At 65.4% G+C, this 11,565-nt stretch carries 13 protein-coding genes; 4 read left to right on the top strand and 9 right to left on the bottom strand.

Annotated features, from left to right (window positions below):
- Positions 1-6: 6 nt before the first annotated feature.
- The 3 genes from B4F51_RS04575 (at position 7) to rsmA (ending at position 3,484) form a co-directional block, all read left to right on the top strand.
- Positions 7-1,497, top strand: a complete 1,491-nt coding sequence (locus tag B4F51_RS04575; RefSeq protein WP_296223932.1) for a peptidylprolyl isomerase — start codon at positions 7-9, stop codon at positions 1,495-1,497.
- Between the two features lie 89 nt (positions 1,498-1,586).
- Positions 1,587-2,603 (top strand): 4-hydroxythreonine-4-phosphate dehydrogenase PdxA, encoded by a 1,017-nt coding sequence (pdxA, locus tag B4F51_RS04570; protein WP_296223906.1) that lies wholly within the window; start codon positions 1,587-1,589, stop codon positions 2,601-2,603.
- A gap of 35 nt (positions 2,604-2,638) precedes the next feature.
- On the top strand, positions 2,639-3,484 hold the full coding sequence (rsmA, locus tag B4F51_RS04565; RefSeq protein ID WP_296223905.1) for a 16S rRNA (adenine(1518)-N(6)/adenine(1519)-N(6))-dimethyltransferase RsmA: 846 nt from the start codon (positions 2,639-2,641) through the stop codon (positions 3,482-3,484).
- Here the strand turns inward: rsmA and B4F51_RS04560 are convergent.
- From B4F51_RS04560 to B4F51_RS04550, 3 genes are all read right to left on the bottom strand, one after another.
- Complete coding sequence (locus tag B4F51_RS04560; RefSeq protein WP_296223904.1) at positions 3,471-4,376, bottom strand: DMT family transporter; 906 nt, start codon at positions 4,374-4,376, stop codon at positions 3,471-3,473. The genes rsmA and B4F51_RS04560 overlap by 14 nt on opposite strands.
- Positions 4,360-4,767, bottom strand: coding sequence for a lactoylglutathione lyase (gene gloA, locus B4F51_RS04555; protein WP_296223903.1), 408 nt, complete (start codon positions 4,765-4,767; stop codon positions 4,360-4,362). The genes B4F51_RS04560 and gloA overlap by 17 nt, the downstream gene beginning before the upstream one ends.
- Positions 4,768-4,859: 92 nt before the next feature.
- The gene (locus B4F51_RS04550) at positions 4,860-5,762 is read right to left on the bottom strand and encodes a LysR family transcriptional regulator (protein ID WP_296223902.1); all 903 of its coding nucleotides are present in this window, start codon (positions 5,760-5,762) and stop codon (positions 4,860-4,862) included.
- A gap of 108 nt (positions 5,763-5,870) precedes the next feature.
- Between B4F51_RS04550 and B4F51_RS04545 the strand changes: the two genes are divergently transcribed.
- On the top strand, positions 5,871-6,761 hold the full coding sequence (locus B4F51_RS04545; RefSeq protein ID WP_296223901.1) for an NmrA/HSCARG family protein: 891 nt from the start codon (positions 5,871-5,873) through the stop codon (positions 6,759-6,761).
- Positions 6,762-6,774: 13 nt separating this feature from the next.
- Here B4F51_RS04545 and B4F51_RS04540 read toward each other — a convergent pair whose 3' ends face one another.
- The 6 genes from B4F51_RS04540 to gmhB all read right to left on the bottom strand — a co-directional run bounded on the left by B4F51_RS04540 (position 6,775) and on the right by gmhB (position 11,537).
- Positions 6,775-7,371: a dual specificity protein phosphatase family protein gene (locus B4F51_RS04540; RefSeq protein ID WP_296223900.1), complete on the bottom strand. Its 597-nt coding sequence runs from the start codon at positions 7,369-7,371 to the stop codon at positions 6,775-6,777.
- A gap of 13 nt (positions 7,372-7,384) precedes the next feature.
- Complete coding sequence (locus B4F51_RS04535) at positions 7,385-7,876, bottom strand: hypothetical protein (RefSeq protein ID WP_296223899.1); 492 nt, start codon at positions 7,874-7,876, stop codon at positions 7,385-7,387.
- Positions 7,873-9,012 carry an MGDG synthase family glycosyltransferase gene (locus tag B4F51_RS04530; RefSeq protein WP_296223898.1) on the bottom strand — a complete coding sequence of 380 codons (1,140 nt, stop codon included), beginning with the start codon at positions 9,010-9,012 and terminating at the stop codon, positions 7,873-7,875. Before B4F51_RS04530 ends, B4F51_RS04535 begins: the two co-directional genes overlap by 4 nt.
- A 303-nt stretch (positions 9,013-9,315) precedes the next feature.
- Entirely contained in the window at positions 9,316-10,200 is an 885-nt protein-coding gene (locus B4F51_RS04525; protein WP_296223897.1) for a M48 family metallopeptidase, read from the bottom strand.
- Entirely contained in the window at positions 10,197-10,949 is a 753-nt protein-coding gene (locus tag B4F51_RS04520; RefSeq protein ID WP_296223896.1) for a lysophospholipid acyltransferase family protein, read from the bottom strand. The genes B4F51_RS04525 and B4F51_RS04520 overlap by 4 nt, the downstream gene beginning before the upstream one ends.
- A gap of 9 nt (positions 10,950-10,958) precedes the next feature.
- A complete protein-coding gene (gmhB, locus tag B4F51_RS04515) occupies positions 10,959-11,537 on the bottom strand; it encodes a D-glycero-beta-D-manno-heptose 1,7-bisphosphate 7-phosphatase (protein ID WP_296223895.1) in 579 nt (192 codons plus the stop codon).
- Positions 11,538-11,565: the final 28 nt, after the last annotated feature.

Raw genomic sequence — 11,565 nt, 5'->3', positions numbered from 1 at the left:
GACATGATGGCATTCAAATCGACCGCTGACCGTATTGCCACACGCGTGGCGCACACCCGCCGCCTGGGCGCCATGACCGGTGCACTGGTCGCACTGGCCGTCGGTGTCGCACTAGCGCCTGCGGCCCATGCACAACAGCCGCAGCAGAAGAAGGGCGCGCCGCTGCGCGGCGTCTTCTCCTCTCCGGATGCATCGCCCAGCCAGCCGCTGCTGCAGGGGACGCTGCCCGGCCCGGCCGCCGCCGGCACGCAGCGCGGCCAGCTCGTCGACGAGGTGGTGGCCGTGGTCAACACCGATGTCATCACCCGCCGCGAACTGCTCAACCGCGCCGATCTGGTCGAGCGCACCTTCCAGGCGCAGAATCGCCCGCTGCCTCAGCGCGCCGCTTTGCTGGGCGAAGTGCTCGAGCAACTGATTCTGGAGCGCGTGCAGGCGCAGACCGCCAAGGAAAGCGGGATCCGCGTGTCCGATGCCGATGTGGACCGTGCGGTGGAAAGCGTGGCCCAGCGCAATAACCTGTCGGTAGCACAGCTCAAGAGCAAGCTGTCGCAGTCGGGCCTGACCTACGACAAATACCGCGCAGATCTGCGCCAGGAGATCCTGCTGGCCCGTCTGCGCGAGCGCGAGGTCGATTCCAAGGTGCAGGTCTACGACGGCGAAATCGATAACTTCCTTGTGCAGCAGGGTGGCGGTGCTGCTGCGGCCGGTGAGCAGGAATACAACGTTGCGCAGATCCTCGTGCCGGTAGCGGAGGACGCCACGGCTGACCAGAAGGCGGCTGCACGCAGCAAGGCTGAAAGCCTGCTCAAGCAAGCCCAGGGCAGCGCGGACTTCGCCAAGCTGGCGCGCGAGAACTCCGGCGGGCCGGATGCTGCGCAGGGCGGCGAGTTGGGCCTGCGCCCGATCGGCCGCCTGCCGGCCGTGTTCGCCAACGCGGTGATCGACATGAAGCCCGGCCAGGTGGCGGGCCAAGTCATCGAGAGCCCTGCGGGCTACCACGTGCTCAAGCTGCTTGAGAAGCGCGCGCCGGGCACGGCCATCGCTACCAAGGTGCAGCAGACGCAGGCGCGCCACATCCTGATCAAGACCGGTCCGACCATGTCGGCCGACGACGCACGTCGCCAACTGGCTGGCCTGCGTGACCGTATCGTCCACGGCTACGATTTTGCCGATGCGGCGCGCCGTTTCTCGCAGGATGGCTCGGCCAGCGCGGGTGGCGAGCTGGGCTGGGTGTCGCCGGGTCAGCTTGTGCCGGAATTTGAGCAGGCGATGAATCAGCTCAAGCCGGGCGAAGTTTCGCAGCCGGTGCAGAGCCAGTTCGGCGTGCACCTGATCCAGGTGGAAGGCCGCCGCGAGGCCGATGTGCCGGTGGACCGCCAGCGCGACTATGCGCGCTCGGTGATCCGCGAGCAGAAGGTCCAGGCAGCGTACGAAGACTGGTTGCGTGAACTGCGCGACACGGCGCACGTGGAATACCGCGTGAACCGTCAGCAGTAAGCTTACGGGTATCCGCATCGCACACGGCCGCCTGCGGGCGGCCGTGGCGTTTTTGGATTGACTACTAGATCGCTTCCGACAAGCGCTTCATGCTGAACATTGCGATTACCACCGGCGAGCCTGCCGGCATCGGTCCCGACATTACCGTGGCAGCCCTGCTGCACCTGGCGCGGCAGGCGTCGTCGCGCTATGCCGACGTGCAATGGCACGTGATCGGCGATGCAGCGCTGTTGCAGGCGCGTGCCGATGCCATTGGCCAGGGCGATTTCTGGCGCGTGGCGTCCACAGCGCTGACCATCGTGGCGCGGCCGCTCGGTGCGCAGGTGCGGGCAGGCGTGCTCGACGCCGCCAACGGGCGCTATGTGCTCGACCTGCTCGACGCGGCCATCGATGGTTGCCTGCTGGGTACGGCAGATGGCGGGCGCTATGACGCGATGGTGACGGCGCCGGTGCAGAAGAGCACCATCAACGATGCCGGCGTGCCCTTCAGGGGCCACACCGAATATCTCGCCGAGCGCAGTCGCACGCCGCGCGTGGTGATGATGCTGGCCGGCCCACAGCCTGCGCACGACAACGCCATGCTGCGTGTGGCGCTAGCGACTACGCACTTGCCGCTGCGCGACGTGCCGGATGCCATCACGCCCTTGGTGCTCGACGAAACCCTCGATATCGTGCAACGTGACCTGCGCACCCGTTTCGGGCTGGCCGCGCCGCGCATCCTCGTGACCGGGCTGAACCCACATGCCGGGGAGTCCGGCCACCTCGGCCGGGAGGAGATCGAGGTGATCGAACCAGCCATCGCCCGCGCGCGCGCGCGCGGCATCGATGCGCGCGGCCCGTATCCGGCCGACACGCTGTTCCAGCCGCGCCTTTTGGCCGGTGCCGATTGCGTGCTTGCGATGTACCACGACCAAGGTTTGGCGCCGCTCAAGTACGGCACCTTCGGTCATGGCGTGAACATCACGCTGGGTTTGCCGTTCGTGCGCACGTCGGTCGATCACGGCACCGCACTGGATCTGGCCGGCACTGGTCGCGCAGAATTCGGCAGCATGCTCGAGGCGATCGATACCGCGATTGCCATGGCTCGGCATACAACGCGATCCTGATTCCCGCTTTCACCTTTTTGATTTCGAGTTGCACGATGGCACGATCCACGACCGGCGTTCACCAGGGGCACCAGGCCCGCAAGCGCTTCGGCCAGAACTTCCTGGTCGATGACGGCGTGATCCACGCCATCGTTTCGGCCATCGATCCGCAGCCGGACGACGTGCTGGTCGAGATCGGCCCCGGCCTGGGTGCGCTCACTGTGCCGTTGATGGAGCGCGTGCGTACGCTGCAAGTGGTCGAACTGGACCGCGATCTGGTCGCACGCCTGCAGCGGCGTTTCGGTGATCGGCTGATCGTCCATGCAGGCGATGCGCTGACGTTCGATTTTGGCGCGCTGCATGTGCCCGGTCGACCGCTGCGCATCGTCGGCAACCTGCCGTACAACATCTCCAGCCCGCTGCTGTTTCACCTGGCGGCATTTGCCGACCGTGTGCGCGACCAGCACTTCATGCTGCAGAAGGAAGTGGTCGATCGTATGGTGGCCGCGCCGGGCAGCAAGGCGTTCAGCCGGCTGTCGGTCATGCTGCAGGTGCGGTACTACATGGAGCAGGTACTGGACGTGCCGCCGGGTTCATTCAACCCACCGCCCAAGGTGGATTCGGCAGTGGTGCGGATGATTCCTTGGCCGGCGGACAAATCGCCGTATGCCCCTGTGGACATGCGCGCGCTGGGCATGGTGGTGACGATGGCGTTCTCGCAGCGGCGCAAGGTGCTGCGCAACACGCTGGGGTCGCTGCGCGATGCGATCGATTTCGAAGCGCTCGGCTTCGATCTGGGCCGCCGTGCGGAAGAGGTGCCGGTGGAGGATTTCGTAGCGGTGGCGAACGCGCTGCCGGCGCACCTGATCGCCGGCAGCGTGTCTGACCTCACCGAAGATTGACCAGCAGGATGCCGGAGAGCACCAGCGCGGCTGCCAGCACAAATCGCAAGCCGACCGGCTCGTGCAACAGCAGCACGCCGAAGGCCACGCCAAACAGCGGTGTCAGGAACGAGAACACCGACAACCGCGACGCCAGGTAGCGGCGTAGCAGCCAGAACCACGTCAGGTAGCTCGCAAAGGCAATCAGCACGGATTGGTAGGCGAGGCTGGCCAGTGCGGTCGGCGTCAGGTTGGCCGTGAAGGCCTGGCCGGTGCCGGCTGCCATCACCATCAGCAGCACGGCCGAGACGGCCAACTGGTACAGCAGCGTCTTCGCTGCCGGCGCGTTCGACAGCTTGCTCGCACGCACGACGATGGTTGTCGCACCCCATAGCGCACCCGCCACCACGCCCAGCGCATCACCCAACGACGTCGAAGGGCCGGCTGCCGGGTGCAGGATGCCGTCGGCAAATGCCAACAAGATCCCCGCAAACGCAATGCCGATGCCGATCCATTGGCGCGGTCGCAAATGCTCCCCCGGCACGAAGAATTGCAGGCCGAGTGCAGTGAAGATCGGCGCGGTGTAGAGGAACACCGCCATGCGCGAGGCCGTGGTGTAGCCCAGGCCGATGAAGATGCACAGGAACTCGACGCCAAACAGGATGCCCGCCATCAGCCCGCCGGGCAGCGTGCCGTCGCGCACCGAGAGGCACGTCCCGCGCCACAGCGCAAACGCCAGCACCAGCACTGCCGCGATCGACGAGCGCACGCCGGCCTGCATCACCGGCCCGACGTCGTGCGCTGCGACCTTGATGGCCACCTGCTGGAAGCCCCAGCACATGCACAGCACCACCATCAGGCCGATGGCGGTGCCGTCCAGCGGCCGGCGGACCGCGTCAGTGACGGTTGCCATCGGGCATCGAGCGTGCCTGGATCAGTTCGATCTTGTAGCCGTCCGGATCTTCCACGAAAGCGATGACGGTGCTGCCGCCCTTGACCGGGCCGGCCTCGCGCGTGACCTTGCCGCCGGCAGCGCGAATCTGTTCGCAGGCCTGTGCGGCGTTGTCGACCTCGATGGCGAGGTGGCCAAACGCGGTGCCGAGTTCGTACTCGCTAACGCCGTAGTTGTAGGTCAGTTCGATGACGGTATTGCCGCTCTCCGGGCCGTAGCCGACGAAGGCCAGCGAATACTTGTATTCGGGATTGTCGCTGGTGCGCAGCAACTGCATGCCGAGCACCTTGGTGTAGAAATCGATCGAGCGCTGCATGTCGCCGACGCGCAGCATGGTGTGGAGCATTCGCATGGGGTTCCTCCATGAGGGACTGCAAAGAGGCGCTATTTTAGGGCGCCTCGCGCAATTTCGCTGGCGCCCGGAAGGCCTGCATTGATGACGTTTCAGATCGCCAAGTCGCGCACGCCTTTCAGTTCGTCGACGAGAAAGTCGGCAAACAGCCGCGTGCGTGCCAGTGGTGTGCGTGTCGGGTGCCAGACGAGCTGGACAGGCGTTGGTGGCGGTTCGAACGGCACCAGCACGATCTCGATCCGGCCCGAATCGAGCAGATGGCGCACCTGCCACAGCGGCCCGAAGCCGAGCCCCAGCCCCTGCGCCACGCCTTCAATGGCCGTGGCGCTGGCGTCTGCGCGGAAGCGTCCGCTGACCTTTACGCGTCGCAGTCTGCCGTTGATGTGGAACGGCCACGTGCTGTCCCGACCCGGTACCGGCCGTACCACACATTCGTGCTGTGCAAGGTCCGACGGATGCTGCGGGTAGCCGTGCCGAGCAAAGTAGTCCGGCGTGCCGAACACCACACGTCGAAGTACGCCCAAACGCCGCGCTTTCAGGTCGGAGTCGGGCAAATCGCCGATGCGTACGGCCAGATCCAGATCCTGGCCGATCAGGTCGGCAAAGGCGTCCGCGAGCGTGAGGTCGACCTCCACACGCGGATGGCGCGCCATGAACTTCGCCGCAGCCGGCACCAAGTAGGCCGGCGCGAACAGCACCGGCGCGCTGATGCGCAGCACGCCGGAGGGGGCGTCGCGCAACTCAGCCGCTTCGGCCCAGGCGTCGTGGATTTCGGCAAACGCGGGCTTCACCCGCCGGTAGAACGCTGCACCGGCCTCGGTCGGGCTGCAGCGGCGTGTGGTGCGCCGGATCAGTGCGATGCCGATGCTCTGCTCCAGCAATGCCAGCGCACGGCTGACAGCCTGCAGCGAGCGCCCGAGCTGGCGCGCGGCTGCGGTCAAGCTGCCGGCCTCCACCACGGCGATGAAGACAGCAATGTCGTCGGCTCGGTCCATAGAATTCTCCTGATTATCGAGAGAGTGTATGCATAAGAAGCCATATTCTCTCGGTGGCGGGTGCAATTTACGATGCACGCATCTCTCTTGCAAGGTAAGGAGCGTGCGATGTCGAAGTCGATACAGACGGTGTTGGTGGTGGGGGCGGCTGGGAAATTTGCCGGTCTGGTGGTGCCGGAACTGGTGGCACGCGGAGTGCGCGTACGCGGCCTCGTACGCAGCGAGCGCGACGCGGCGCGCGCAACTCAGCGTGGCGCCGGTGAGGTCGCCATCGGTGACTTGCGTGATCTGGGCTCGCTGGAGCGCGCGGTGGCGGGTGTCGACGGTGTGTTCCACATCGGTCCGGCTTTTGCACCAGACGAGACGCAGATGGGTCTGAACATGGTCGACGCGGCGCGCCGTGCGGGCGTCCGGCGCTTCGTCTTCTCGTCGGTGATCCAGCCGACCGACACGTCGCTCGAGAACCACGTCGTCAAGGTGCCGGTGGAGAGCGCACTGTACGCGTCTGGCATGGCCTACACGATCCTGCATCCGGCCAACTTCTTCCAGAACCTGGAGCGCGGCTGGGACGGCATCATTGCCCAAGGGCGCTTTGCCGAGCCGTATCCAGTGACCACGCGCGTGGCGCGCGTTGACTATCGCGATGTGGCTGAGGTGGCCGCCATTGCGCTCACATCGGATTGCCTGGCGTACGGAACATTCGAGCTATGCGGCGATGAGGCGCCCACGCGCGAGGAGATTGCCCAACTCATCAGCTATGCGCTGGGGCGCGAGATCGAGGCATCGGAGATGCCCTTCGGGCAGTGGTCCGCGCGCGCGGCGCAGACGCTCGATGCGCGTCAGCTTGCAATGCTCGGCAACATCCAGAAGCACTATGCACAGCATGGGCTGCGCGGCAACAGCCTGACGCTGCGTGCCATTCTCGGGCGGCCGCCGCGCACGCTGGCACAGTACATCGGTGAGCTGGCGGCTGCTACGCGCGAGGCCAGCGCGGCTTGATAAGGCGAAAGCGTCAGCCCTGGTCCTTGACCTGCCGCCGCAGCCGCTCGATATCCACGCGTTGCATATAGCGCGAGATGTTCTGCCAGATAGCGTGGAAGCCGTACCCGCCGTGCTGCAGCTCATCCAGCGCCTGCTCCTTGCTCCAGCCCTGGTACACCACGCGATACAGCGCCGACACCAACCCTGTGCGGTCCGCCCCATGCTGGCAATGGATCAGCACCGGACCGTCGTGCTCGATTTCGCGCAGGGCTTTGAGCGCGCTCACCATATCTTCGTCGCGGATGTTCCACGTGTTGATCGGAATGCGCTGCATGGTGATCCCACTGCCCGCCAGGACCTCGCTGTCCGAATGAAAGGCGCGGAAGCTGATGACCTTCTTGATGCCGAGCTTCTGCAACTGCGGCACATCGTCCTTCGAGAGCTGCGCACTGCGGTAGAGCGACGGCGTGATGCGGTGCAGGTTGTTCACGGCGGTGTCCGGTACGTTCTGCGCCCATTGGAGCGGGCGGTCAGCCGAAGACTGGGTGGGCTCAGGTGTGGTCGCACCGGCAGATTGGAGATGGCCGATCAGCAGGAGCGCGGCGGTGGCAAGGGCGAGAATGCGCACGGTGGTGGGCAGGTCAGCGCTGGGTGGGGCGCATGCGGGAGATGAAGAACAGCACGAACGCGGCAGCGCTCATGGTCCAGTAGTCGGTCGGCGCAAAGGCGATCCAGTGGATGTGCCATGGCACATAAGCCGGCGTGAACTTTGCGAGGCCGTAAGCGGGGTTCAGCACGAACCAGAGAAAGTCCTCCGCCAGCCAAAAGACCATGATGCAGGCGATGATGCGCGCCTCGATGCGCCAGGACCATTGGCCGTTGAAGACCACCGGCAGGTGGAAGAACAGCGCCACGAACGGGAATACCCACGCGTGGTAGCCGGTCATCGGACGACCGCCCCAAAACAGGTTCAGCAGCCAGTGTTTTTCGATGCGCCATGTGGGCAGGTTGGCGGCCCAGCCGGCGCTGCCTTCGATCTGGATCTCGACATTGGCGAAGAAGAAGCCGAGCAGCAGCACCCAAGCCACCAGCGCCAGCGTCCGGCGCTGCGCAATGAAGGCGGCAGCGTTCATGCGGCGCGGGCTTGCGCCCCGATATCCAGCACGCGGTCGAGCACGAACTGTCCGGCGTACGGGCGGCCCAGCGGCGCGATCTTGCGCCGCATGGTTGCCAGCCGGTCCGGCTCCGTCAGCAGTGCCCGAATGCGGAATTCGAGCGCGGCATCGTCGATGGCCTTGAGCGCGACGCCCTGCTCCAGCAGGAAATCGGCATTGCGCTCTTCCTGGCCGGGAATCGGTGAATTGACGATCATCGGCAACTGCATTGCCAGGCACTCGGAGGTAGTCAGGCCGCCCGGCTTGGTGATGACCAAGTCGGCGCAGGCCATCAGGCGCTCCACCTGCTGTGTGAAACCTTGCGGGAAGAGCCTGCCCGGATGGCGCTGTGCGACGCGCTGGAGGGCTTCCAGCATCGCTTGGTTCTTGCCCGCCAATGCGATGAGCTGGAAGTCGCCGTCCATCGCCAGCAGCCGCTCGGCCAGCGTATCAAGGCCGCCCAGGCCCGCGCCGCCCGACATCATCAGGAATGTCTTGCGCTGTGGGTCGATACCGAACTCTGCGGCACACGCAGCGCGGTCGAGCGGCTCGCCGAACGCCGGCATGACGGGGATGCCGCTCACATGTACGGCCTCCGCCGCCAGGCCGCGCTCGCGCATGCGCCAGGCGATCTCTTCATTGGCCGCGAAATAGCCGCGCATGTTCGGCACGATCCACATGCTGTGCAGATCGAAATCGGTCACTTGCACCCAGACCGGTATATCCACCCGCCCCTTGCCCAGCTCGCGGGAGAGCAGCTCCGCAGGCAGGAAGTGCGTGCAGATGATGGCGTCCGGGCGCTGGCGCTTGATCTCGGCCAGCAGCGGGCGGCAGTTCAGCCGCTCGATCGCGCGGCGGATCTTCTGGGAGAGAGCGCTGGGCGCCGCCTCATCGGTCTTCTGGTACAGATAACCCCACAGCGCCGGCTGGTTGCTGACCAGCTTGATGTAGAGGTCGGTATAGAGCTTGCGAAAGCCTGCCGACACAAAGTCCATCACATCAAGGTGCGTGGCATCGATGCCCGCGGGATGCGTATCGGCGAAGGCGCGAATGGCTTCAGCGGCGCGCATGTGGCCGGCGCCGGCACTGACACTCAAGAGCAGGATCTTCTTCATGGTTGGTGTTGGAATCCCGGCTTCATAGGGTTGCCAGGTGCCGTATTCTCCACCAACAGCCGTGCCCCGTGGAATGGGCCATCCGGTTGGGCGCCGAACAGACGCCTCAGTGTGGTGCGATGGGCGGGAGATCGAAGCGTCGTCCTGGCAACTGCGAAACTGCCACTGGCTTGGCTTGAACCTGGCGCCAGGGCCGTCTGACAAGCAGCAGGAAACCCAGCAGGGAGAGAGTGGGAGCAAAGATCATGAATGGCGGCGCGGCACGCGTGAGCCGTGCGCGGGGCAGGCAAAGGGCCTGCGCCCTCAGAACGCAGGCAGATATTCCGGCGGATGCGAGCGCAGTTGCTCGCGCGCTTCGCGGAACTCGGGGAAGATCGACTCCACCGTGTCCCAGAAGCGTGGGCTGTGATTCATTTCCTTGAGATGCGCCAGTTCGTGCGCGACCACGTAGTCGATCAGGCTCAACGGGAAATGCACGAGGCGCCAGTTCAAGCGGATCTTGCCGTCGGCTGTGCAGCTTCCCCAGCGCGTGGCGGCTGACGACAGTGCATACGCGCTATGCCGGACGCCCAGCCGCTCGGCATACACGTCAAGCCGCTCGCCGAACAGGCGGCGTGCCTGCGTCTGCAGCCAACCTTGCACGCGGTCCTTGATCTGCTGCTCGGAGGCAGAGGGCGGCAGGCCTAGATGCAGCCTGCACATATCGGCATCGAACATCAGCGCACCAATGGGCGATTCCAGCTTGAGCGTGACATGTTTGCCAAGGAAGGGCAGCGTTGCGCCATCCTGCCACTGCATGGGCGGCAGCACGCGGCGCGCGGCGTTGGTACGCCATTCGGCCAGCTTGGCGAAGATCCACTTCTGCTTCTCGGCGATGGCATGCTCGATCTCGCTGAGCGTGACCCAGCGCGGCGCCGTGATGGACAGTCCGCGATCGTCGATGACAAAGCCGATGGTGCGCCGCGACGAGCGCTTGAGGTTGTAGACCAGTGCGCGTTCCCCCAGCGTCAGGCGACGCTGGTTGGGGTCGAGCGGTGTGGTTGTGAGGCCCGGTGCGGGCGGAGCGAGGAGGGCGCTGTCGGTCGGTGCGGCGTTCCGCTGCGGTTCGGCTTCGGGCGCGAGCAACGGCAGTTCGAGCTGTGCGCTGTCGGCGGTGGTGGGCGAAGTCGGTGGTCGCAGCAGTTTCATGCACGCTCGCGGTAGCTATCGGCGTCGATTCTACGCATTTCTGCTTCGATCCACGCTTCGACTTCACGGTTGAGCTGATCGCTGGTCTTGCCGGCACTCGAAATGGCCGGCCCGATTGACAGCGTAATCAGTCCCGCGTGCTTGACGAAGGAGTTGCGCGGCCACAACCGTCCCGAGTTGTGTGCGATGGGAATGACCCATGCACCGGTGTCGACAGCAAAGCGGGCGCCGCCGCTCTTGTAGCGCGGCTTGGGGTCGCCCGAGCGTGTGCGCGTGCCCTCCGGGAACATGATCACCCAGGCGCCGTCGGCCATGCGCTCCTTGCCCTGGCGCGCCACCGAGGCGAACGCATTGGCGCCGTCCTTGCGGTTGATGTGCACCATCTTGAGCATGCCGAGCGCCCAGCCAAAGAACGGCACGTATAGCAGCTCGCGCTTGAACACATAGCAGAGGGGGCGCGGCATGGTCGCGACAAAGGCAATGGTCTCCCAGGCCGACTGATGCTTGGAGAGCAGGACCACCTGCTTGTTGGTGGCGACTGCCTCTTGGACGTGCTCCCAGCCCTGGTATTGCCAACGGATGCCGACCAGCCAACGCGCCATCCAGACGACGGATTTGGTCCAGCCCGTCACCATCCAGAAACGACGATGCGGGTTCATGAACGGAAAAACGATGAAGCAAGCCACCGCATAGAGCGGTGTCCAGACAATCAAGAAAACCAGGAACAGCAGTGAACGGATAAAGGTCATGGTGCAGATTCAAGGGGCGCGCGATGGCGTGCCCTGGGGCGCAGGTGACAGCAGCGCGCGCGCGAAGGCACGCAGGTCCTTGTGGATCCGGGTGCCGGGCGGCAGGTTGCCGGCGTCGCGCGTCTTGACACCCTTGCCGGTCAGCACGAGGTGCGGCACGCCACCCACTTCCACGCCGGCCTGAAGGTCGCGCAGCGAATCGCCGACCACCGGCACGCCGGTCAGGTCTACATCGAAGCGGCGCGCGATCTCGTTGAACATGCCGGCGCGGGGTTTGCGGCATTCGCAGGCTTCAGCGGCGGTGTGCGGGCAAAAGAAGATGGCATCCACACGGCCGCCGTGGGTCGCCAGCGCCTTGTACATCTTCTCGTGCATTGCGTTGAGCGCAGCAGCCTCGAAGAGCCCCCGCCCGATGCCCGACTGGTTGGTGGCTACCACCACCTGGAAGCCGGCCTGGTTCAGCTCGGCAATCGCTTCCAGGCTGCCGTCGATGGCGATCCACTCGTCGGGCGATTTGATGAACTGGTCGCTGTCGAGGTTGATGACGCCATCGCGGTCGAGGATCACCAGCTTGGGGGCGTGGGGCATGTCAGGCTCCGAAGAACGATGCTCAGGG

This window comes from Ralstonia sp. UBA689 (assembly GCF_002298975.1).
Classification (GTDB): Bacteria; Pseudomonadota; Gammaproteobacteria; order Burkholderiales; family Burkholderiaceae; genus Ralstonia.
This window is presented reverse-complemented; position numbering and strand designations above follow the sequence as displayed.

Bases quoted from the DNA above. Each gene is read 5' to 3' on its own strand.
- gmhB (WP_296223895.1), bottom strand. From the start codon at position 11,537: ATGCCCCACGCCCCCAAGCTGGTGATCCTCGACCGCGATGGCGTCATC.
- B4F51_RS04530 (WP_296223898.1), bottom strand. From the start codon at position 9,012: ATGAAGAAGATCCTGCTCTTGAGTGTCAGTGCCGGCGCCGGCCACATG.
- gloA (WP_296223903.1), bottom strand. From the start codon at position 4,767: ATGCGAATGCTCCACACCATGCTGCGCGTCGGCGACATGCAGCGCTCG.
- rsmA (WP_296223905.1), top strand. From the start codon at position 2,639: ATGGCACGATCCACGACCGGCGTTCACCAGGGGCACCAGGCCCGCAAG.
- B4F51_RS04560 (WP_296223904.1), bottom strand. From the start codon at position 4,376: ATGGCAACCGTCACTGACGCGGTCCGCCGGCCGCTGGACGGCACCGCC.
- B4F51_RS04575 (WP_296223932.1), top strand. From the start codon at position 7: ATGGCATTCAAATCGACCGCTGACCGTATTGCCACACGCGTGGCGCAC.
- B4F51_RS04525 (WP_296223897.1), bottom strand. From the start codon at position 10,200: ATGAAACTGCTGCGACCACCGACTTCGCCCACCACCGCCGACAGCGCA.
- B4F51_RS04545 (WP_296223901.1), top strand. From the start codon at position 5,871: ATGTCGAAGTCGATACAGACGGTGTTGGTGGTGGGGGCGGCTGGGAAA.
- B4F51_RS04550 (WP_296223902.1), bottom strand. From the start codon at position 5,762: ATGGACCGAGCCGACGACATTGCTGTCTTCATCGCCGTGGTGGAGGCC.
- B4F51_RS04535 (WP_296223899.1), bottom strand. From the start codon at position 7,876: ATGAACGCTGCCGCCTTCATTGCGCAGCGCCGGACGCTGGCGCTGGTG.
- B4F51_RS04520 (WP_296223896.1), bottom strand. From the start codon at position 10,949: ATGACCTTTATCCGTTCACTGCTGTTCCTGGTTTTCTTGATTGTCTGG.
- pdxA (WP_296223906.1), top strand. From the start codon at position 1,587: ATGCTGAACATTGCGATTACCACCGGCGAGCCTGCCGGCATCGGTCCC.